This window comes from Fuscovulum sp. (assembly GCA_035192965.1).
Lineage (GTDB): Bacteria > Pseudomonadota > Alphaproteobacteria > Rhodobacterales > Rhodobacteraceae > Paragemmobacter.
This window is the reverse complement of sequence record CP136571.1, coordinates 2178078-2198549: the sequence shown is the minus strand read 5'-3', so window position 1 is coordinate 2198549 and position 20472 is coordinate 2178078. Positions and strand designations below refer to the sequence as shown.

At 64.9% G+C, this 20472-nt stretch carries 22 protein-coding genes; 14 read left to right on the top strand and 8 right to left on the bottom strand.

Going from position 1 to position 20472, the window contains the following annotated elements; genetic code table 11:
• Positions 1–68: 68 nt before the first annotated feature.
• From RSE12_10805 to RSE12_10780, 6 genes are all read left to right on the top strand, one after another.
• Positions 69–719, top strand: coding sequence for a hypothetical protein (locus RSE12_10805; GenBank protein ID WRH60901.1), 651 nt, complete (start codon positions 69–71; stop codon positions 717–719).
• Complete coding sequence (locus RSE12_10800) at positions 712–1428, top strand: DUF3307 domain-containing protein (GenBank protein WRH60900.1); 717 nt, start codon at positions 712–714, stop codon at positions 1426–1428. Before RSE12_10805 ends, RSE12_10800 begins: the two co-directional genes overlap by 8 nt.
• Positions 1429–1451: 23 nt before the next feature.
• Positions 1452–1811, top strand: coding sequence for an iron-sulfur cluster assembly accessory protein (locus tag RSE12_10795; GenBank protein ID WRH60899.1), 360 nt, complete (start codon positions 1452–1454; stop codon positions 1809–1811).
• Between the two features lie 222 nt (positions 1812–2033).
• Positions 2034–2777, top strand: a complete 744-nt coding sequence (gene tpiA, locus RSE12_10790) for a triose-phosphate isomerase (protein ID WRH60898.1) — start codon at positions 2034–2036, stop codon at positions 2775–2777.
• Positions 2778–2856: 79 nt separating this feature from the next.
• Positions 2857–3777: a DMT family transporter gene (locus RSE12_10785; GenBank protein ID WRH60897.1), complete on the top strand. Its 921-nt coding sequence runs from the start codon at positions 2857–2859 to the stop codon at positions 3775–3777.
• A gap of 20 nt (positions 3778–3797) precedes the next feature.
• Positions 3798–4979, top strand: coding sequence for a cytochrome P450 (locus RSE12_10780; protein ID WRH60896.1), 1182 nt, complete (start codon positions 3798–3800; stop codon positions 4977–4979).
• Positions 4980–4984: 5 nt separating this feature from the next.
• On the opposite strand, the gene RSE12_10775 is transcribed toward RSE12_10780, so the two are convergent.
• Positions 4985–5446: an Lrp/AsnC family transcriptional regulator gene (locus tag RSE12_10775; protein WRH60895.1), complete on the bottom strand. Its 462-nt coding sequence runs from the start codon at positions 5444–5446 to the stop codon at positions 4985–4987.
• Between the two features lie 137 nt (positions 5447–5583).
• On the opposite strand from RSE12_10775, the gene cobA reads away from it, so the two are divergent.
• The 6 genes from cobA (at position 5584) to RSE12_10745 (ending at position 10422) form a co-directional block, all read left to right on the top strand.
• Positions 5584–6369: a uroporphyrinogen-III C-methyltransferase gene (cobA, locus tag RSE12_10770; protein WRH60894.1), complete on the top strand. Its 786-nt coding sequence runs from the start codon at positions 5584–5586 to the stop codon at positions 6367–6369.
• Positions 6366–6671 (top strand): DUF2849 domain-containing protein, encoded by a 306-nt coding sequence (locus tag RSE12_10765; protein ID WRH60893.1) that lies wholly within the window; start codon positions 6366–6368, stop codon positions 6669–6671. Before cobA ends, RSE12_10765 begins: the two co-directional genes overlap by 4 nt.
• A 10-nt stretch (positions 6672–6681) precedes the next feature.
• Complete coding sequence (locus RSE12_10760; GenBank protein WRH60892.1) at positions 6682–8352, top strand: nitrite/sulfite reductase; 1671 nt, start codon at positions 6682–6684, stop codon at positions 8350–8352.
• Positions 8342–9109, top strand: coding sequence for a phosphoadenylyl-sulfate reductase (locus tag RSE12_10755; GenBank protein ID WRH60891.1), 768 nt, complete (start codon positions 8342–8344; stop codon positions 9107–9109). Before RSE12_10760 ends, RSE12_10755 begins: the two co-directional genes overlap by 11 nt.
• Positions 9106–9513 (top strand): DUF934 domain-containing protein, encoded by a 408-nt coding sequence (locus RSE12_10750; protein WRH60890.1) that lies wholly within the window; start codon positions 9106–9108, stop codon positions 9511–9513. The genes RSE12_10755 and RSE12_10750 overlap by 4 nt, the downstream gene beginning before the upstream one ends.
• A gap of 72 nt (positions 9514–9585) precedes the next feature.
• The gene (locus RSE12_10745) at positions 9586–10422 is read left to right on the top strand and encodes a ferredoxin--NADP reductase (GenBank protein ID WRH60889.1); all 837 of its coding nucleotides are present in this window, start codon (positions 9586–9588) and stop codon (positions 10420–10422) included.
• A 145-nt stretch (positions 10423–10567) separates the two neighbouring features.
• On the opposite strand, the gene RSE12_10740 is transcribed toward RSE12_10745, so the two are convergent.
• A complete protein-coding gene (locus RSE12_10740; protein ID WRH60888.1) occupies positions 10568–11119 on the bottom strand; it encodes a hypothetical protein in 552 nt (183 codons plus the stop codon).
• A 273-nt stretch (positions 11120–11392) separates the two neighbouring features.
• Between RSE12_10740 and infC the strand changes: the two genes are divergently transcribed.
• Positions 11393–11881: a translation initiation factor IF-3 gene (gene infC / locus RSE12_10735; GenBank protein WRH60887.1), complete on the top strand. Its 489-nt coding sequence runs from the start codon at positions 11393–11395 to the stop codon at positions 11879–11881.
• A gap of 117 nt (positions 11882–11998) precedes the next feature.
• Here the strand turns inward: infC and RSE12_10730 are convergent, their stop codons facing one another.
• The 6 genes from RSE12_10730 to RSE12_10705 all read right to left on the bottom strand — a co-directional run bounded on the left by RSE12_10730 (position 11999) and on the right by RSE12_10705 (position 19304).
• Entirely contained in the window at positions 11999–13000 is a 1002-nt protein-coding gene (locus RSE12_10730) for a molybdopterin-binding protein (protein WRH60886.1), read from the bottom strand.
• A gap of 2 nt (positions 13001–13002) precedes the next feature.
• Positions 13003–14004, bottom strand: a complete 1002-nt coding sequence (locus tag RSE12_10725; protein ID WRH60885.1) for an XdhC/CoxI family protein — start codon at positions 14002–14004, stop codon at positions 13003–13005.
• A 75-nt stretch (positions 14005–14079) separates the two neighbouring features.
• Positions 14080–14640: a Hint domain-containing protein gene (locus tag RSE12_10720; protein ID WRH60884.1), complete on the bottom strand. Its 561-nt coding sequence runs from the start codon at positions 14638–14640 to the stop codon at positions 14080–14082.
• Positions 14641–14784: 144 nt separating this feature from the next.
• Complete coding sequence (locus RSE12_10715; GenBank protein WRH60883.1) at positions 14785–16923, bottom strand: OmpA family protein; 2139 nt, start codon at positions 16921–16923, stop codon at positions 14785–14787.
• Between the two features lie 121 nt (positions 16924–17044).
• Positions 17045–18301: a VWA domain-containing protein gene (locus RSE12_10710; GenBank protein ID WRH64789.1), complete on the bottom strand. Its 1257-nt coding sequence runs from the start codon at positions 18299–18301 to the stop codon at positions 17045–17047.
• Between the two features lie 91 nt (positions 18302–18392).
• The gene (locus tag RSE12_10705; GenBank protein WRH60882.1) at positions 18393–19304 is read right to left on the bottom strand and encodes a MoxR family ATPase; all 912 of its coding nucleotides are present in this window, start codon (positions 19302–19304) and stop codon (positions 18393–18395) included.
• Between the two features lie 147 nt (positions 19305–19451).
• On the opposite strand from RSE12_10705, the gene RSE12_10700 reads away from it, so the two are divergent.
• Positions 19452–20462, top strand: coding sequence for a glycosyltransferase family 2 protein (locus RSE12_10700; GenBank protein ID WRH60881.1), 1011 nt, complete (start codon positions 19452–19454; stop codon positions 20460–20462).
• The last annotated feature ends 10 nt before the right edge of the window (positions 20463–20472 follow it).

Here is a 20472-nt window from a genome sequence, read left to right as displayed (position 1 = left end):
AACTTTTTTCTTGCATTTCGGCTTTGCAAAGGTTTTCATTTGCATCAGCCCGATGCAAGGACTCCGCTTTGCAATCCCCGTCCGATCCGGTCCATGCTGTCATCACAGGTGATCTCGTCGCCTCTAGCACCCTGCCCGACAGCAGGCTCGATGCGGCGATGTCCGCGCTGCACCATGCCGCGCAAAGCTGGGCGGCGGAGGATCTGCAATTCACCCGCTTTCGCGGCGATGGCTGGCAGATCCTGATCCAACGCCCCGGACGCGCCCTGCGCATCGCCCTGTCGCTCTCTGCCGCGCTCACCGCCGCTGATACCGGCCTTTCCACCCGCCTCGCCATCGGCTTCGGCAGCGTCACGCGCCGACCCACGGGCGATCTTTCCGCCGCCAGCGGAACCGCCTTTATCCACTCGGGTCGCGCGCTGGATGCCATGCCGCGCAACCAGACCTGGGCCGTCGCAGGCGGCACGGGCCTGCCCCCGTGGATCGCGGCCTCCATTCCCCTCGCCGAATGGCACGCTGCACTCTGGACCAAAGGACAGGCCGCCGTCGTGGCCGAATACCTCGATCCCGTCCACCGCACCCAGGAAGAATGGGCCGCCCTCATGGGCCTTACGCGGCAGGCGTGGAAATCCCGCTTCGCCGGATCAGGCATCGCCGCATGGCAGCCGACACTCGACCTTTGGGAAAACTGGGATGGCGCAGGGATAAGCGATGATTGAAACCCTGACCGCCCTCTTCCTCGCCCATGTGCTGGCCGATTTCCTGCTGCAACCGGACCGCATGGTCGCAGGCAAGCGCAAACCGCTCTGGTTTCTCGCCCATACCGCCATCGTGCTGGCCACGGCCATTGCCGCCACAGGCAGCCTTCACCCGGCGCTCTTCGCCCTCACCCTCGGCCATGCCCTGATCGACGCGGCAAAACTTGCCACGCGCCGCACCGATGCCACCGCATTTCTGCTGGATCAACTGGCCCATATCGCCACGCTGCTGCTCACTGCCGCGCTTGCGCCCGACCTTTTCGCCAGCGGCCTTTGGGCAGACCTGCCGCAGCTTCCCGCCCTCTTTGCCCTTGCCGCAGGCGCGATCTGGACCATCCGCGCGGGCGGCCATGCCATCGGCCTGCTGATGGCCCCGTGGACCGCACTTATCGCCATGGATGGCCTGCCCAACGGTGGCCGCGCCATCGGCCAGCTTGAACGCGGGTTGATCTTCGTGATGATCCTCGGCGGCCTGCCCGAAGGCATCGGCTTTCTCATCGCCGCAAAATCCGTCCTGCGCTTTGGGACCGTGCGGGAAGAGGCGAAACTGTCGGAATACGTCATCATCGGCACTCTCGCCTCCTTCGCCTGGGCGCTCTTGTCCGCATTCGTCACGCTTGCGGTTCTGGAAACCCTGCCGCCACTTGGAATTCCTGCATTTCCGCCTTAAGTTAAGCCAACAAGGAGAACCCCATGTTCGGCATCCCCGGCAAACAGGCTGTGACACTGACCCCCGCCGCCGTACGGCAGATCGCCCGCCTGATGGAAAAGCAGGGAAGCACCGGCCTGCGCATCGGCGTGAAAAAGGGCGGCTGCGCGGGCATGGAATACACCATGGATTATGTCACCGACATCAATCCGATGGATGAGCTGATCGAACAGGATGGCGCACGCGTGATGATCGCCCCGATGGCGCAGATGTTCCTTTTCGGCACCGAGATCGACTATGAAACCTCGCTGCTGGAATCGGGCTTCCGGTTCAACAACCCCAACGTGGCTGAAGCCTGCGGGTGCGGTGAATCGATCAAGTTCAAGGAACAGCCCGCCGCGTAAGGTAGGGCCGTCACGAACACACGCCCCGGGCCTGACCCGGGGCTTTCCATTTTGCACGGTCCTCTGCACCAGCGCACCAAGCGCTGCCAATCCCGCATGTCTCTGCACGAATTTGTATGCACAACCGTCTGCACCGCCATCTGCACAAAGCGCTGCACACCCCTTTTCCTTCATCCCCTTTCCCCGTAACGCTTGTTGCGTGCAAAACCCCGGGAGGACAGCATGAGAAAACTCGCCGCAGGCAACTGGAAAATGAACGGCACCGCCGCCAGCCTGACCGAGGTTTCCGCCCTCGCCCAGGCCCATCCTGCCCCCGCCTGCGACGTGCTGCTCTGTCCCCCCGCCACCCTGATCGCCCGCATGGCCGATGTTGCCAAAGGCACCCCCGTGATGGTCGGCGGGCAGGATTGCCACGCGAAATCCACAGGCGCGCACACCGGTGACATATCGGCAGAAATGCTCGTGGATTCAGGGGCTTCGCATGTGATCCTCGGCCATTCCGAACGCCGCACCGATCATGCGGAAACCGACGCGCAGGTGCTGGCTAAGGCCGAAGCCGCCATCAAGGCCGGCCTCATCGCCATCGTCTGCATCGGCGAGACAGAGGCCGAACGCGATGCCGGCCGCACGCTTGATGTGGTGGGAACCCAGCTGCACGGCTCCGTCCCCGCCAATGCCACGGCAGCCACCCTTGTGATCGCCTACGAACCCGTCTGGGCCATCGGCACCGGCCGCACCCCCACCATCGCCGAGATTGCCGAAGTACACGCCTTCCTCCGCGCCCGCCTCACCGCCCGCATCGGGGCACAGGCGGCAGGGGTCCGGCTGCTCTATGGTGGGTCGGTAAAGCCTTCAAATGCCACGGAAATCTTTGCCATCCCCCATGTAGACGGCGCGCTTGTCGGCGGCGCCAGCCTCAAGGCCGCCGATTTCGGCGCCATCGTCGCGGCCCTTTCCGCCGCCTGATCGCGCCCTTTCACGTCGCCCCCGGAACAGCCTTCGGCCCGGCACCGGGGGATGGTTCGGGCGTGATGCAGGACATTTGATGACAGCCCTTTCCCCCACCCGCTCTGCCCTTTCGGCCAACCTGATCTGCATGGCCTCCATGCTGATCTGGGCCGCCGCCCTGCCTGCGGCAGAGGTGCTCATCCGTGCCGACCCCGCCCCCCTGCCACCGGTCATCCTGAACGCCGCACGCATGGTGATGGCAGCGGCGTTCCTGTTGCCGATCTGGTGGCTGGTCGAAGGAACGGATGCCCTGCGCCGCGCCAACTGGCCGCGTGGGATCATGGTGGGCTCGCTTCTGGCGCTGGGGGCGCTGCAACTCGTCTTTGGCCAGACCCGCACCTCGGCGGTGATGGCGGCAGTCGTGTCCTCGGCCATGCCCCTGATCGGGATGACGCTGGAAATTTTCCTTGATGGGCGCAAGCTTACGCTGCAAATCGCGCTCGGCATGCTGCTGTCGATCCTCGGCGGCATCCTTGCGGCGGGCAATTTCGACGGGGGTCTTTCCTTCGGCATCGGGGCGCTTCTCTGCCTCGGCTCTGTCATCACCTTCACCCTCGCCTCACGCTGGACAGTCACCGCCCTGCCCGGCCTTACCCCCCTCGGCTCCACCAGCCTCACCGTCTGCGGCGCGGCGCTGGCGGGCACGGTTTTCGCCCTGATCGGCGGGCTGTTCGGCCTGCCCGGCCCCAACCTTTCCGCCTTCGGCCTGACCGAGTTTACCGCGCTTGCCATCTATGGCGTGGGCGGCCTCGCCATCAGCCAACTCCTTTGGATTATTGCCGTGGGTCGCCTCGGCATCGCCATGTCGGCGCTGCATATCAACCTGACGCCATTTTATGTCATGGTCTTCATGCTGGCGCTTGGCGGCACCTGGAGCTGGATTCAGGCGCTTGGTGCGGCTTTTGTCGCCATCGGCGTGCTGGTGGCGCAAGGCCTGATCGCGCTGCCCCGGCGCTAAAACCCATCAAGAACAAGATCATGCAAGACCTTCACCAATCCCCCACCGATCCTGCCTTCGTTCAGAACCCCTATCCGTTCTATGACCGCGCCCGCGCCACCGGCCCTTTCTTCCGCTGGGTTGATTACAACCTGATCTGCACTCCCAACGCATCAGCGGTGAACGCCATCCTGCGCGACCGCCGCTTTGGCCGCGAAGCCCCGCCCGAATGCGCGCCCGTGATCCCCGATCACCTGCGGCCCTTCTACGCGGTCGAGGCGCATTCGATGCTGGAACTGGAACCGCCGCGCCACACCCGCCTGCGCAGCCTTGTCCTGCGCGCCTTCACCTCACGCCGCATCGCCGCGCTTGGCCCTGAAATCACACAGCTTTCCAACGATCTGATCGATGCATTGCCTGCGGATGAATTCGATCTTCTCCCGACCTTCGCGCAGAAACTGCCCGTCATCATCATCGCCCGCCTTTTGGGTGTGCCGGAAACTATGTCGGATGACCTGCTGCGCTGGTCCAATGCCATGGTCGGCATGTATATGGCCAACCGCAGCCGCGCCGCCGAGGATCGCGCCATCGCAGCGACCGAAGATTTCGTGGCCTTCCTGCGCGGCTATATCGCCGACCGCCGCGCCGACCCGCGGGATGACCTGATCACCCATCTGATTGCCGCCGAGTCCGAGGGTGACCGTCTGACAACCGACGAACTGATCTCGACCTGCATCCTGCTGCTGAATGCGGGGCATGAGGCGACGGTTCACACCATCGGCAATGGCGTGAAAACGCTGCTTGAAACGAAAACCCCCGCCACCGCCCTATCCCCCGACAAGGTAGAGGCGACGGTAGAGGAAATCCTGCGCTTCGATCCCGCGCTGCATATGTTCACCCGCTGGGCCTATGAAGAGGTTGATGTGATGGGCCATCGCTTTCAGCGCGGTGATCAGGTCGCGCTGCTGCTGGCCGCCGCCAACCGCGACCCCGGCCAATGGGACCGCCCGGCGCAATTCCTGCCCGACCGCCCCGCCAAACCCAACGCCACATTCGGCGCAGGCCTGCATTTCTGCGTGGGCGCGCCGTTGGCCCGGCTGGAATTGCAGATCGCCCTGCCGATCCTGTTTCAACGCCTGCCGAACCTGCGCCTTGCGGAAAAACCTGCTTATGCCGATGTGTATCACTTCCACGGGCTCAAAGCGCTGCACCTCGCCCGCTAGGACCGTCAGACCGGCAGGATCGTCGTCGCCTTGATCTCTTCCATGCTCAACAGCGCGGTCACGTTGTAAATCCGCACCTCGGAAATCAGGGCCTGATAAAACGTGTCATAGGCCCGCGCGTTCTTGACCCGCACCTTCAGGATATAGTCGATGTCGCCCGCCAACCGATGCGCTTCCAGCACCTCGGGACGTTCGCGCAGCGCTTTCAGGAACTTGCGCTGCCAGTCCGCCTCATGCTCGCTGGTGCGGATCAACACAAAGAAACAGGCCTCCAGCCCCAGCGCCTCGGGGTCCAGAATGGCGGTCTGCCGCGTGATGACGCCCGCCTCCTTCATCCGGCGGATGCGGTTCCAGACCGGGGTCTTGGAAGACCCCACCTTGCGCGCGATCTCATCCAGCGACTGCTCGGCATCGGCCTGCAGTTCCGCAAGGATTTTCCTGTCCATCTCGTCCAGCCGGACCGCCATTCGCAAATTCCCCCGTTTCGCGGAAACACGTTCCACACTGCGCCAGTATCGGAACAATCGTTCTTATCTGCAAGGGTGGCTGGCCCGAAACCGGGAAAATATCCTATATTCCAGACAGCCAAACCGGGATCGCCAGCATGACCGACCTGCCCCATTTCGCCCCTACCCCTGTTGCCGTCACCTTTGTGGGTGCCGGCCCCGGTGCGGCCGCGCATCTGACACTGGGCGCTTTCCGCGCACTGCAACAGGCGGATGTGGTGATCCATGACCGTCTGGTCGGCGATGAGGTGATGGCCTTGATCCCGCCGCATGTCACCCGCATTGACGTGGGCAAAGAAGGGTTTGGCCCCGCCACCGCCCAGACCACGATCAACGCTACCATCGTGGCTCAAGCCATGACAGGCGCGCGCATTGTCCGCCTCAAGGGCGGTGATTGCGGCATCTTTGGCCGTCTGGACGAAGAGATGGACGCGCTGGAAGCGGCAGGCCTGTCCTTCGCCATCCTGCCCGGCCTGACCTCTGCCGCTGTCGCGGCGGCCAATATCGGCCAGAGCCTGACGAAGCGTGGCCGCAACGGCGCGCTGCGCATCGTGACCGGGCATGACATGGAAGGTTTCGCCGAACAGGACTGGCGCGGTATGGCCCGCCCGGGTGAGGTTGCGGCGATCTACATGGGCAAGAAATCCAGCCGCTTTATCCAAGGCCGCCTGATGATGCACGGCGCCGCCCCGGAAACCCCCGTGGCTATCGTGGAAAACGTCTCGCGCGCCAATCAGCGTGTGATCGCCGCCACCCTTGCCACCCTGCCCGACGCTGTGGCGCAAGTCGCAGGCCCTGCCGTGCTGCTTTACGGCCTCGAACCCCGCCGCATCCGTGCGGCCCTGCCCGCACTGACGTCAGAATTGAAGGAAGCCACCGCATGAGCCGCCGCTTCACGCCCAAGATCGTCACCGCCAACCGCCTGCGCGAAGGCGATGTGGTCTATCTGACCGCCGATGACCGTTGGTCGCCGTTCCACCATGAGGCGGAATTGATCGAGGATGAAGCTCATGCCCAGATGCGCCTACTTCACGCCGCCGCGCAAAAGCTGATCGTCGTCGGCGCTTACCTCGCCGATGCCAAGCCCGGCCCGAATGGACCGGAACCCACCCATTTCCGCGAAGAATTCCGCACCCGTGGCCCGTCGAACTATAACCACGGCAAACAAGCCGACTACGCGAACTGAGGCAGCCAGAATGTACAGCTATTCCGAATTCGATGAAGCCTTCGTCCGCGAACGTGTCGCCCAGTTCACCCAGCAGGTGGAACGCCGCCTTGACGGGTCGCTGACCGAGGAAGAATTCCGCCCGCTGCGACTGATGAACGGGCTGTACCTGCAACTGCACGCCTACATGCTGCGGGTGGCCATTCCCTATGGCACGATCAACCCGAACCAGATGCGCCAGCTGGCCCATATCGCCCAGACCTGGGACAAGGGCTATGGCCACTTCACCACCCGCCAGAACATTCAGTTCAACTGGCCGAAACTGGAAGACGTGCCCGCCATGCTTCAGGCGCTTGCCGATGTGGGGATGCACGCCATCCAGACATCGGGCAACTGCGTGCGCAACGTGACCGCCGATCATTTCGCCGGCGCTGCGGCGGATGAGATCGAAGACCCCCGCCCCGTGGCAGAACTGCTGCGCCAGTGGTCGACCGACCACCCGGAGTTTCAATTCCTGCCCCGCAAGTTCAAGATCGCCATCACCGGTTCCCCGAATGACCGTGCGGTCACCCGCGCCCATGACATCGGCCTGCGCATGGTCCGCAACGCGGCGGGCGAGCCGGGGTTCGAGGTGATGGTCGGCGGCGGTCTTGGCCGCACGCCCATGATCGCCCACACCGTGCGGGACTTCCTGCCCAAGGCCGACCTGCTGCCCTATGTGGAGGCGGTTCTCAGCGTCTACAACACGCTCGGCCGTCGCGACAACAAGTACAAGGCACGCATCAAGATCACCGTGCATGAAACCGGCGCGGCAGAAATCACCCGCATGATCGAGGAACGGTTCACGGAGTTGCGCCCCCTCTTCGGTGGCAATGACCAGAAACTGCTGGCCGAGATTGAAGAGGCATTCGCCCCCCCGGCCTTTCGCAACGCGCCCGTCGATGCCTATGATGCCTTTTACAGCGCCGACCCGGCCTTCCGCGCCTGGGCCGACACGAACCTCGCTGCGCATCGCAACGCGCAATACGCCATCGTCACCATCAGCCTCAAGGCGCATGGCGAAACCCCCGGTGACGCGACCGCCGATCAGATGCGCCTGATCGCCGATCTGGCCGAAACCTTTGGCCATTCGGAAATCCGCATCAGCCACGAACAGAATGTCATCCTGCCGCATGTCCACAAATCCGACCTGCCGGCCCTGCATGCCCAACTGGTCAAGGCGGGCCTTGGCACGGCCAATGTCGGCCTGATCTCGGATATCATCGCCTGCCCCGGCATGGATTACTGCGCGCTGGCCACCGCCCGGTCGATCCCCGTGGCGCAGCAAATCGCGACGCGGTTTGATGAGCTGAAGCTGGAACACGATATTGGCCCGCTGAAGATCAAGATCTCGGGCTGCATCAACGCCTGCGGCCATCACCATGTGGGCCATATCGGCATTCTGGGCCTGGATCGTGCGGGGGTGGAAAACTACCAGATCACTCTGGGCGGCGACGGCACCGAAACCGCGGTGATCGGTGAAAAGACCGGACCGGGCTTTGCCTATGATGACATCGTCCCCGCGATCGAACGCATCGTGCGCGCCTATCTGGCGTTGCGCGAAGCCCCGGGCGAGACCTTCCTCGACGCCTTCCGCCGTGTCGGGATCGCGCCCTTCAAGGCCGCGCTTTACGATCAGGAAGGCGAACAGGATGCCGCGTGACACCAGCCTCACCCAAGGCCTGCATCAGGGCAGCGTCGCGGACCGCGTCGCCACCCTGAACGCCCGCTACAAACACCACGGCGCGACCGCGGTGCTGGAACACGCGCTCAAGGACGCAGACCTTGGCCGCGTGGCGCTGGTGTCGTCCTTCGGGGCGGAATCGGTGGTTCTTCTGCACCTCGTGTCCGTTATCGCGCCGGAAACCCCGGTGCTGTTCATCGACACGCGCATGCTGTTTCAGGAAACGCTGGATTATCAACGCGAACTGGCCGAAAAGCTGGCGCTTTGCGATATTCGCACCATCCGTGCCAACCCCGCCCGCGTGAATTTCGAAGATCCCGATGGCACGCTGCACCAGTTCAACACCGATGCCTGCTGCGGCGTGCGCAAGGTGGAACCGCTGGAGCGCGCGCTTGCGCAATTCGACGGCTGGATCACCGGGCGCAAACGCTATCAGGGCAGCACACGGCAAGAGGTCGACTTCTTCGAAGCCGAAGGCGACACGCGTATAAAGGTCAATCCGCTCGCCCATTGGGGCCGCGAGGATCTTGAGGAATACATGGTCGAAAACCGCCTGCCCCAGCATCCGCTGGTGGCCAAAGGCTATCCGTCCATCGGCTGCGCCCCCTGCACCAGCCCGGTGAAACCCGGCGAAGATCCCCGTTCGGGCCGCTGGCGCGGCAGCGAGAAAACCGAATGCGGCATCCATTTCATCGACGGCAAGCCCGTCCGCACCGTCAAGGAGAACGCGGCATGACCGTGATCGTCACCGATACTGGCTTTGCCGCCGAAGATTGGAATGCCCCCTTCGTCACTCTGGCCGATCTGCCCGCCCATCAGGGCGCGGTGGATCTGTCCAACACCGACGACCCCGAGGCGCTGCGCCCCCATCTGGCCGATCTCGGCCTGATCCGCGTGGCCTTCCCCGCCTTCAACGATGGCAGGGCGTTCACAATCGCCCGCCGCCTGCGGATGATGGGCTACACGGGCCGCCTGCGCGCCCAAGGCAATGTGATCGCCGATCAATACGCCATGGCCCGCCGCGTGGGGTTCGATGAGGTGGAAATCAGCGACGACCTCGCCGCCCGCCAACCCGCCGAACAATGGGCCTTCCGCGCCGATTGGCAGGCCCATCACTATCAGGCCCGCCTGCGCGCCTGACCCCGCCCTTCGCCCCGCGACAGACCGCGCCCTTTTCCCGGCGCGCGCCTTCCGCTATTGCCCGAACAGCCGATGACCGAACAGAGTGCCATGATGGACGCCCCCAACACCGCGACAGCCGCCAAGCCGCACCTTCCCGATGCCCAGAGGGTGACACAGGTCACCCACTGGACCGACCGGCTGTTCTCGTTCCGCGTCAGCCGCCCGCGTTCATTGCGCTTCCGCTCGGGTGAGTTTGTGATGATCGGCCTGATGGGCGATAACGGCAAACCGCTTTTGCGCGCCTATTCCATCGCCTCCCCTGCCTGGGATGAGGAGTTGGAGTTCTACTCCATCAAGGTTCCCGATGGCCCCCTCACCTCGAAGCTTCAGCACATCCAGCCGGGGGATGAGATCATCCTTCGCCCCAAACCCGTGGGCACCCTCGTGCATGATGCGCTGCTGCCCGGCAAACGGCTGTGGTTCCTTGCCACCGGCACCGGCCTTGCGCCCTTCGCCTCGCTCATGCGCGAGCCTGAGACGTATGAGAAATACGATCAGGTCATCATGATGCACACCTGCCGTGAAGTGGCAGAGCTGGAATACGGCCGCCAATTGGTGGAAAGCCTCAAGGATGATCCGCTGATCGGCGAATTGGTGGGCGACAAGCTTCTCTACTACCCCACCACCACGCGTGAGCCGTTCCATCACATGGGCCGCGTCACCGACAACCTCACCTCCGGCAAGGTCTTTGCCGATCTGGGCTTGCCGCCCATGAACCGGGATGAGGATCGCGCCATGGTCTGCGGCAGCCTTGCCTTCAACATCGACGTGAAGAAGATCCTCGAAGATTTCGGCCTGACCGAAGGCGCGAATTCCGATCCGCAGCAATTCGTGGTCGAAAAGGCCTTTGTCGGCGACGGGATCTGATCCTTCGCCTATTCCAAAGCAAAAGGCCGCGCCGGTCACCCCGCGCGGCCTTTTCCATTTCACCTTGGCTCAAATACCCAAAGAACAGCCCCGCAAAGTGCAGGGTCGGGCGAGGGCGTCAACCGCCCCCGCCCGATGCGCAGGGTCAAAGACCCAGCGCCGCCTTCACCTGGTCGATCGCCGGCTGCACCAGCGCAGGGCTTGCCGCTGCCGCTTCCACAGCCGATTTCAGCGTGGTCTTGGTGGTGGCATCCAGCTGCGACGCGTCGATCAGCGCCGAAATGCGCGCCGGATCAAAGTTCGCCGGGTCCAATGCGGCGGCAGCTTCCGCCTGCACATCGGCCGCGCCTTCAGTCACGGCATCCGCAACTGCACCGGCACCTTCGGTCACGGCTTCGGCCGCACCTGTCGCGGCTTCACCCACTGCTTCAGCCGCGCCTTCGGCGGCTTCGGTCACAGCCTGGGCTGCAGCAGCGGCGGCGGCTTCTGCCTCGGCAGCGGCGGCAGCGGCGGCTTCCGCCTCTGCAGCAGCGGCGGCTTCAGCTTCTGCTGCGGCAGCAGCGGCCGCTTCCTCGGCGGCCTGCGCTGCGGCGGCGGCTTCTGCTGCTGCGCGCTGAGCCGGAACATAGCTGAACTGGTAATAGCCAAGCCCAGCCAGAATGACGACCGCAAGGCCAATCAGGACATTTCTGTTCATCGTCTGTCTCCCATTGCCGGAGCCTACTCCGGTTGTAGCGCCCATATGGACCCTTCGACATCGAATTTGAACCCCCCTTGGCCGGACCGTGGCCCGATCCTGCCGCTTTCCCTACCCCGTGCCCCCCGCTTTGGCCTTGCGCACCAAGCGATTCCCGTTGAAACAGCGCCCACTGCCGATTAGATTGCGCGCGCAGACCGAAACCGCAGAAGGACCACCACCATAGCCCGCAGACCCCACAATGCCCCTCCGCAGCGCGAGACGGGCCCCCGCGTGAACGACCGCATCCGTTCGCCCGAAATCCGCCTGATCGGCGCCGATGGCGAAAACATCGGGGTGGTCACACCCGCCCGCGCCATGCAGATGGCCGAAGAGGCAGGCCTCGATCTGGTCGAGATCAGCCCGAATGCGGAACCTCCGGTCTGCAAGATCATGGACTTCGGCAAGTTCAAATACGAACAGCAAAAGCGCGAGGCCGAAGCCCGCAAGAAGCAGAAGATCATCGAGATCAAGGAAATCAAGTTCCGCCCGGGAACCGATACCCACGATTACGAAGTCAAGATGCGCTCGGTGCTGAAGTTCCTCGAAGAAGGTGACAAGGTGAAGGTCACCCTGCGTTTCCGGGGCCGCGAAATGGCGCACCAGGATCTGGGTCTTGAACTTCTCAACCGCGTTGCTGCCGATGTGGGCGACAATGGCAAGGTTGAATCCATGCCCCGCCTCGAAGGCCGGCAGATGGTTATGATGATCGGCCCGAAGTAAATCTTCGGCCAAGTCGGAACGAGGGGCGCGTCACCGACGCGCCCTTTTGATTTGGACAAGCCGAAAGCCCGCTGCGCCACGCCCCGATTTTTCGCAGAAAAATCGCCCGGTCGCCGCTCAATCCGGCTCGCGCAATTGCGGGCGCAGCGGGATTTCCTTCAGCAACCCGCCCACGCCCATCGCCGCGATATCCGCATCGCTGACCGTCAACCCACAGGCATAGCGCTCCAGCACCCAATCCGCCCCGTTCAGCGCGGGCGACCGCGCGCAGCCCGGCAGGCCGATCACAGGCCGCCCGCCTTGCCGGCCATGAAACAGCAGGTTGCCCGGATCCACCGGCATCCCGAAGCGGAACACCTCGCCACCCGCCGCCCGCACCGCCTGCGGGGCAGTATCCATCAGATCCGATGTCGCCGATCCGGTCAGGATCAGCGCGATGTCGCCCGGCAAACCGCGCAGCGCCTGCGCGATGGCGGCTTCGTCATGCGCCACCGTCTCCACCGCCGCCAACCGCATCCCCAGCGCGCGCAGCCGCCCCTCGATCGACCGCCGTCCTTTGGCGGCAAGCTTCGCCTCCAGCCCCGGCGCGTCGGTCAGCACCAACCCGGCATCGCGCAGTACCACGGGCCGCACGCGGATCGCCGCCCGCGCCGCTGCGCAGGCCGCCGCCAAGGCCGCCTCTTCCACCCCATAGGCGATGATCTTGACTGTCCCCACTAGGGTGCCCGCCATTACCCGATGGAACGGCGTCAATGTCGCCAGCGTGATCGCCGGGTGGATCAGGTTCATCCGATGGATCGCCGCCGCGTCCAACTCCACGATCCCCGGCCCGTTTGCATTCAGGTTCACCCGGCCCGTGAAGGCCGCACTCGGCCGCAACCCCTGCCCCACCGGGTCCGGCACCAGCGCCGCCGCAAGGCGTGCGGCTGCCGCGTCCTCGCCCACATCGCCCGCCTCCATCCGCGCCACGGTCACAAGAGCCAGCCCCGCCGCCCGCAGCGCCGCAATCTCCGCCGCGCCCAGTACAACGCCCTTGCGCAGCCGCCCGCCCGGCACCGCTTCGGAATGCGCCAACACCGCCCCCTCTGCCGCCTCCAGCGCCACCTCGCCAAAGAACATGGCTACCCCTTCCGCAGCCGCGTGGTGATCTGGGCCATCACCGATACGGCAATTTCCGCCGGGCTTTTCGCCCCGATATCCAGCCCCACCGGCGCATGGATGCGCGCAATCTCAGCGTCCGAGAAACCCGCCGCCGCCAACCGTTCCACCCGTTTGGCATGCGTCCGCGTAGACCCCAGACAACCAAGGTAGAAGACTTCCGATCGCAACGCGACGCGGATCGCCGGATCGTCAAGCTTGCTGTCATGCGTCAGCGTGACAATCGCCGTGCGCGCATCAGGGGCCAGCGCCTCCAACGCTTCATCCGGCCAATCCTCGACGATCCGTTCCCCCGGAAACCGCGCCGCCGATCCAAAGGCAGACCGGGGGTCGATCACCGTGCAGTCATAGCCACAGATGCGTGCCACCTGCAAAAGCGCCTGCGCGATATGCACCGCCCCCACCACGATCAGGCGCAGGGGCGGGTTGTGGATGGCGATGAACCGCCCGTCCTCTTCCATCCCCGACCTGTCCGCGCGAAAGCGCGCATCCACCGCCGCCTCATCGCCGGGCCGGATCAGCGCGCGCGTCCACCCCTCGGTCTGCACGGCCACGGCAACCGCTTTCCGCTCCGCCCGTGCCGCAACCAGCCCCTCCAGGACCGCGTCGGGCAGCGCCTCCGCCCCTTCGCCGATAGGCTCCACCAGAACCCGGATCGTGCCGCCACAGGCCAGCCCCACGGCAAAGGCCGTCTCGTCGCTGACGCCAAAGGTCATCACCCGCGACTTGCGGTCTCCCAGTGCCTCCATCGCCTCGGTCACCACCGCGCCTTCGACGCAGCCGCCCGATACCGACCCCATGATCTCGCCCGCGCCGGAAATCGCCAATTGGCTGCCCGCCTGTCGCGGGGCCGATCCCCAGGTTTCTATCACCGTGGCAAGCACCGCCCCACGCCCGTCGCGGTGCCAAGCAAGGGCGATCTCCGGGATGCTGTCATGTTCGCTGCGCGCGCTCTGTTCGGTCATCGGCCCCTCCATCGGTGCCGATCATGCGCTGCCCGCGCCGCCCGCGCCACTGGCAAAAGGTGGCGAAGGCAGGCTTCAGGGCCGCAGGGCCGCCCGCAGGTCCTGCCCCATCGACGGCTGCGCCCAGTTGCCCTGATCGGCGGCGATTTCCGGCATGCCCCGCTCTACGCAAGCAACGCCTTCGCAGGGCAGGTTTTCCGCCATCAGCAGACAGGGGCTGCGGGTCACCACCGCATGATAGCTGACCGGCCGCGCCGACAGGTCAATCTGCGCCAATTGCGGGGCAAGGCTTGCCGCCGTCACCATCACCCCCGGCCTGCCCGGATGCACCATCATCCGGTTCTGCTGGGTCAGATAAAGGTCGCGGCGTGGCTTGCCAGGGCCAAAGGCGTTGGCCGCGATCACCACAGGATGGCGCGGATCGGCGGCCCATCCCGGTTCCGGGCGCATGTCCCAACTGCCCTGCCACAGCACGAAATGCGGCCGCCCGTCCGGGTCCAGCACGGCTTCGCCGGGTTCGATCTCCTCAACCGGTGTCGGGCCATCAGCGGTCAGCAATCGCGTGCCGCGCCGGAACCCCCGCACAGGGCCGGGGGCGGGCTGACCAAAGGGAAAAAGGGGCGGGACAGGATCCATGCAGGGCATAACGACCGGATCGCGGGAATGTATAGGTCGCGCCCAGCAACGCCTTCCTAGCCGGATCACACACCACGCTTCGAACCGGAAAGGGGCCGTGGGTCATCACACCCACGGCCCCCCATCACGATCCGGCTGATCCGGTTACTGGATCTGCGCGCTGCGCAGCAGCGGGGTGATCACCCGCACCGCCACACGGCGGTTCTGCCGTTCAGCCTCTGCCGTCTTGATCCGCAGGTCCGATTCGCCATAGCCCTGCACGACAATGTTTTCCGGCGGAACATCGAAGTATTCCGTCAGCGCCAGCGCCACGCTTTCCGCCCGCCGATCCGACAACGTCAGGTTCAACTGCGCCGGTCCGACAGCATCGGTGTGACCCTCGATCAGGAAGATCTCGTTCGGGTTCTCATCGATCATCGACTGCATGAACCGCCCGAGCGAGGCCAGCGATTCCGCCTGCCCTGCCTTGATCGCCGCCGAGCCGCTGTCGAAGGTGATCGTGTTCACGTCCACCGTCGCGGCCAACTGGCGCACCTGCGGGATATCGCGGATCTGGCGCAGGCTAAAGCTGCGACCCACTTCCTTGGTATCCAGTGCCGCCATACGGGCACGCAGCAGGGCGTCTTCCTCAGATGTCGACAGGCTGATCACCCGGCCACGCGGTGCGGGCAGCGTCGCCACGTCGATCCGCTCTTCCGGATAGAGGTCGTCGATCAGCACGATCTCGCGGCCCAACTCATCATAGGTGGCCCGGCGCAGCACACGGCCGGTCGCATCGCGGATGGTCACGATCTGCGTGCCGTCCCCGCGCTCCACGATCGTGCGGGTCGATCCGTCACGGAAGCTTTCGGTCCGCACGTTCGAACCCGGACGGCGCAGCAGGGTGTCGTCATCACGGTACAGGTAATAGTCGCCATTCCCGCGCTGCACGACAACGCGGTCACCGGTGTTGGACACAACCTGATCGCGGTTGGCGTTGATGATCGCCCCCACGGCCAGCGCGCCCAGCGCAACAAGGCCAAACTTCTGCAAATCGGTCAGACCGTTGTCATCATTCGATGCCGCCGCCGCCGCTGCCAGATTGGCCGATGCCGGGGCCGCAAAATCCTCGGCCGAGGTGCGGGTGGTTTCCGCCGTGATTTCCTGCACGATCACATCGGTTGCATCCGGCGCTTCGGTGATGACGACAGGCTCACCCTCGGTCACCACGACCGGAGCTAGCGCCGCCGCTTCCCCCAACGCCGCCGGGTCCACACCTTCAGGCGTCGCCAGCAATTCGCTCAGGGTTTCGACGGCCGTATCGGTCGGTGCTTCGGGTGCCGACGGATCGACCAGAATGGCGGGATCGGTCACCGCTTCGACAACCGCCTCGGCAGGCACGTCCGCTAGCGGTTCCTCGGTCGCTGCTTCTTCGGTCACAACGCCTTCAACCGGGGCTTCTTCCGTCACGGCTTCATCCGTCACGACACCTTCAACCGGCGCTTCTTCGGTCACGGCTTCGTCCGTCACCACACCCTCGACAGGCGCTTCTTCGGTCACAGCTTCATCCGTCACCACACCCTCAACCGGGGCTTCTTCGGTCACGGCCTCTTCAGCCGCTGCTGCTGCTTCAGCTTCTGCTGCTGCCTCGGCCTCGACAGCTGCTGCGGCCGCCGCCTCTGCTTCGGCTTGTGCTGCCGCTTCCGCCTCTGCTGCTGCGGCCGCATCGGCTTCGGCCTTCGCCGCTGCTTCTGCATCTGCCGCCGCTGCGGCATCGGCCTCTGCCTGCGCTGCCGCTGCAGCTTCTGCATCTGCCGCAGCTGCGGCATCCGCTTCTGCCTGCGCTGCGGCGGCTGCCGCTGCCTCGGCTTCAGCCTGCGCTGCCGCTTCGGCTTCTGCGGCTGCGGCGGCTTCTGCTTCTGCCTGGGCCGCAGCTTCCGCCTCTGCGGCGGCGGCTGCCTCGGCTTCCTGCTGTGCGGCGATGGCTGCTGCGGCCGCCGCTTCCGCTTCGGCCTGTGCGGCCGCTTCAGCTTCTGCTGCTGCGGCGGCCTCTGCGGCCGCGGCGGCTTCTGCTTCTGCTGCTGCGGCAGCCTCGGCCTCTGCGGCAGCGGCTGCTTCGGCTGCCAGTTGCTCCATCACTGCATTCAGATCACAGGGCACTTCTCCCCCGGCCTGACACAGAATGGTGCCATCCTCCGCGACGATGCTGCCATCCTCGGTCATGGTCTGGGCCATCAGCGGCAGCGGGCCGATCTGCATCAGCGCCACCGACAGGGCCGTGGTCGAGATCAAAAGCCTTCTCATCCGAATATCCTTCCAATTGATGCACCCTGCATATGGGCGCAGCTTGGCCCAGATGACTGTCTTTGGCGCTGATATGCGATATCATGGATGCCGAATTACCTATCAATCGGCAGTCAGCCGCCTAATCCGCGCCCATCATGGCCAGAAGGCGCGCCTTTTCCCCGGAATCCCGCGCCTCGGAAATCGCCTGCCCCAAAGCCTCAAGCGAGGCGATGGAATGGCCTGCGCGGAAACTGTCCACATGCGGCAGCATCGCGCGAATGCCGCTGGCCTTTGGCGCGAAACCCTCCCACCGCAGCAAGGGGTTCAGCCAGATCAGACGACGGCAGGACAAATGCAGCCGCTCCATTTCCGCCGCCAGCGCGCCAGTGTCATCGCGGTCCAGCCCGTCGGTGATCAAAAGAACCACCGCCCCCTGCCCCAGCACCCGGCGAGACCAGTCACGATTGAACCCGCGCAGGCAGGTGCCGATCCGCGTGCCACCCGACCAATCCTGCGCCTCGGCCCCCGCCGCCTTGAGCGCGGCATCGACATCGCGATTCTTCAGATGCCGGGTGATGTTGGTCAGCCGCGTGCCAAAGGTGAATGCATGCACCTTGGCCCAGCCTTGCCCTTTGCGGTTGGCAACCGCGTGCACGAAATGCAGCACCAGCCGCGAATACTGGCTCATCGACCCGGAAATGTCGCACAGCACCACCAGATTGGGCCAGCGCATCCCCGGCGATTTCATCGACAGACGCGTCACCTCGCCCCCTTGCCGCAGCGCCGCGCGCAGGGTGCGCCGCCCGTCGATCCGTCGCCCGGCCAGATCGCCCACCATCCGCCGCGTCAGCAAGGGCCGCACGGGCAGCGCAAGGCGGGACAGCATCTTCTTGGCCTCGGCCACTTCGGCCAGGCTCATCTGTTCGAAATCCAGCGTCTTGAGCCGCTCCTCATGCGACATGGTCGCCGATGCGTCGATATCGACCCGGTCCTCGCCCTCTGGCGCGTCCGGGTTGCGGGCGGGCATGTCGATGCCCTTGCCGTCCAACAGCGCCTCTGCCGCGCGCTTTTCCGCGGCATCGGCAAGACGGTCCTCCTGCACCCCACGCACGGCGGGCAGCAGCAGCGTCATCATCTGTTCCAGAAACTGCGGATCGCGCCAATACAGGCGGAACACCTGATCATAGACCGCCCGCTGTTCCGGGCGACTGACGAAACAGGCATGCAGCGTCCAGTAGAAGTCTACCCGTTCGGTGAACCCCGCCACCTCGACCGCGCGGATCGCATCGATCACCCGCCCCGGCCCTATGGGCAACCCCGCCCGGCGCAGGGCGCGGGCAAAATGCGCGATGTTATGCGACAGCTTGCCCTCATCGGGCAGTGTCAGTTCGGGCAGCGTCATGCCCGGCCCCGGCCGCGACGGGGGGCTGTCTGCCCCCCGGACCCCCCGAGGATATTTTTCCAGAGAAGAAGCCGCAAAAGCCCGGTCATGCAAAAACCAACCCCTGCCGCACCTCATCCAAAAGCTTCTTCGCCTCTGACCCCTGAATTTTCTGGATATCGTCCTGATACTTGAGGATTGCGCCCAGTGTATCTGCAATCACCTCGGGCGACAGCTGGATCACATCCAACGCCAGCAGGCATTTCGCCCAGTCGATGGTTTCCGCCACACCGGGCTTCTTGAACAGATCCTCGGATCGGAGCCGCTGAACAAAAGCCACGACCTCGCGGCTCAGCCTGTCCTGCGCTTCGGGGGCGCGCGCTTGCAGGATTTCCAGCTCGCGCTCGAATCCCGGATAGTCGACCCAATGATAGAGACACCGCCGTTTCAGCGCATCATGCACCTCGCGCGTGCGGTTCGAGGTCAGGATCACGATCGGCGGTTCGGGGGCGGTGATGGTGCCCAATTCGGGGATCGTCACCTGAAAATCCGACAGCGCCTCCAGCAGAAACGCCTCGAACGGTTCATCGCTGCGGTCAAGCTCATCGATCAACAGGATCGGCGCGCCCCCCGCCTGCGGGCGCATGGCGGCCAAGAGCGGGCGTTCGATCAGATACTCTTCGGTGAACAGTTCCGCCTTCAGCGCATCCCGGTCCGCGCCACCCCCAGCCTCGGCGGTGCGAATGGCAATCATCTGCGCCGCAAAATTCCATTCATAGACGGCAGATGCCGCATCCATCCCCTCATGGCATTGCAGCCGGATCAGCCGCCGCCCCAGAGCCGCCGCCAGCACCTTGGCAATCTCGGTCTTGCCCACGCCTGCCTCGCCTTCCAGAAACAGGGGCCGACCCAGCTTGAGCGACAAGAACACCACCGTGGCCAGCGCGCGCGAGGCGATATAGCCTTCGCCCGCCAGCAGGGTCTGGACCGCATCGATGGATCTGGGCAAGTCGTGCACCGGGTTCTCCTTCCCTGCTTTGGCAAGCCATGCTTGGGCCTGCCCCGGACAAGGGTCAAGCCGCCAAAGCCCCGCATGCGACCAATGGAGGGGGGCGGGAGAGGATGGCGTTCCCATCCCCCCACCCGCCATGCTATCGCTTGATCCATGCGTGTGCTTGCCATCCTGACCGTGCGAAATGAGGGCAGTTTCCTTCTGGAATGGCTGGCCCATCACCGTGCCTGCGGGATCACCGACATCCTCGCCTTTTCCAACGATTGCACCGATGGCACGGATCTGATGCTGGACCGGTTGGCGCAAATGGGATGGCTGACCCATGTCCGGAACGATGGCCCGCATGAAAAGGGGCCGCAATGGCACGCGCTCAAGATCGCGGCGCAGCACCCGCTGACGCAGGCGGCGGACTGGATCCTTGTCCTCGACATTGATGAATTCGTGAACATCCATGTGGGCAACCGCACCTTGCCTGCGCTGATCGCCACCCTGCCAGAGGCGGATGCCATCACCCTGACATGGCGTATGTTCGGCAATGCGGGCGTCGTCCTCCTGACCGATGCGCCGGTGACCGAAACCTTCACACGTGCCGCGCCGGACCCGCTGGATTGGCCCTGGCGCGCGGTGATGTTCAAGACGCTCTACCGCAATGATGGCCGCTTCGGCCAACCCGGCGTCCACCGCCCAAAGGGCCAGGTGACCGACCGCCAGCGCTGGTTCGACAGCGCCGGTCGCCCCCTGCCGGGCGGGCCGCCACGCATCTTCTCGGCCCTTGGCCAGCCGCACTATACTCTTGCCCAGCTCAACCACTATGCGCTTGGCTCGATGGAGGGGTATCTGGTCAAGGCAGACCGTGGCCGCGCCAACCGCGACGCTTCCGGCTTCGATCTGGGGTATTGGGTCGATCGCAACCTTTGCGACGCCGAGGATCGGTCGATCCACGCGCTCGACAGCCGGGCCCTGCGCGCCGAACTGATGGCAGATCCTGTTCTTGCCCGCCTGCACGCGGCCGCCCATGACTGGCGGCGCGCGCGCTTTCTGGACCTGATGCGCGATGAAGCCTGGCGCGCGCTGTTCGGGCGGCTGCTGATGACCCCGCCCACCCGTCACCTGACCGCCGAACAGGCCCGCCTCATCTGGACCCACGCCTTGCCGGGCGCTTGACCCGCCGGAT

What these genes read in the sequence shown, in the direction of transcription:
- RSE12_10800 (WRH60900.1), top strand. Translation starts at nt 712, where the DNA reads ATGATTGAAACCCTGACCGCCCTCTTCCTCGCCCATGTGCTGGCCGAT.
- RSE12_10795 (WRH60899.1), top strand. Translation starts at nt 1,452, where the DNA reads ATGTTCGGCATCCCCGGCAAACAGGCTGTGACACTGACCCCCGCCGCC.
- tpiA (WRH60898.1), top strand. Translation starts at nt 2,034, where the DNA reads ATGAGAAAACTCGCCGCAGGCAACTGGAAAATGAACGGCACCGCCGCC.
- RSE12_10785 (WRH60897.1), top strand. Translation starts at nt 2,857, where the DNA reads ATGACAGCCCTTTCCCCCACCCGCTCTGCCCTTTCGGCCAACCTGATC.
- RSE12_10780 (WRH60896.1), top strand. Translation starts at nt 3,798, where the DNA reads ATGCAAGACCTTCACCAATCCCCCACCGATCCTGCCTTCGTTCAGAAC.
- RSE12_10775 (WRH60895.1), bottom strand. Translation starts at nt 5,446, where the DNA reads ATGGCGGTCCGGCTGGACGAGATGGACAGGAAAATCCTTGCGGAACTG.
- cobA (WRH60894.1), top strand. Translation starts at nt 5,584, where the DNA reads ATGACCGACCTGCCCCATTTCGCCCCTACCCCTGTTGCCGTCACCTTT.
- RSE12_10765 (WRH60893.1), top strand. Translation starts at nt 6,366, where the DNA reads ATGAGCCGCCGCTTCACGCCCAAGATCGTCACCGCCAACCGCCTGCGC.
- RSE12_10760 (WRH60892.1), top strand. Translation starts at nt 6,682, where the DNA reads ATGTACAGCTATTCCGAATTCGATGAAGCCTTCGTCCGCGAACGTGTC.
- RSE12_10755 (WRH60891.1), top strand. Translation starts at nt 8,342, where the DNA reads ATGCCGCGTGACACCAGCCTCACCCAAGGCCTGCATCAGGGCAGCGTC.
- RSE12_10750 (WRH60890.1), top strand. Translation starts at nt 9,106, where the DNA reads ATGACCGTGATCGTCACCGATACTGGCTTTGCCGCCGAAGATTGGAAT.
- RSE12_10745 (WRH60889.1), top strand. Translation starts at nt 9,586, where the DNA reads ATGACCGAACAGAGTGCCATGATGGACGCCCCCAACACCGCGACAGCC.
- RSE12_10740 (WRH60888.1), bottom strand. Translation starts at nt 11,119, where the DNA reads ATGAACAGAAATGTCCTGATTGGCCTTGCGGTCGTCATTCTGGCTGGG.
- RSE12_10730 (WRH60886.1), bottom strand. Translation starts at nt 13,000, where the DNA reads ATGTTCTTTGGCGAGGTGGCGCTGGAGGCGGCAGAGGGGGCGGTGTTG.
- RSE12_10725 (WRH60885.1), bottom strand. Translation starts at nt 14,004, where the DNA reads ATGACCGAACAGAGCGCGCGCAGCGAACATGACAGCATCCCGGAGATC.
- RSE12_10720 (WRH60884.1), bottom strand. Translation starts at nt 14,640, where the DNA reads ATGGATCCTGTCCCGCCCCTTTTTCCCTTTGGTCAGCCCGCCCCCGGC.
- RSE12_10715 (WRH60883.1), bottom strand. Translation starts at nt 16,923, where the DNA reads ATGAGAAGGCTTTTGATCTCGACCACGGCCCTGTCGGTGGCGCTGATG.
- RSE12_10700 (WRH60881.1), top strand. Translation starts at nt 19,452, where the DNA reads ATGCGTGTGCTTGCCATCCTGACCGTGCGAAATGAGGGCAGTTTCCTT.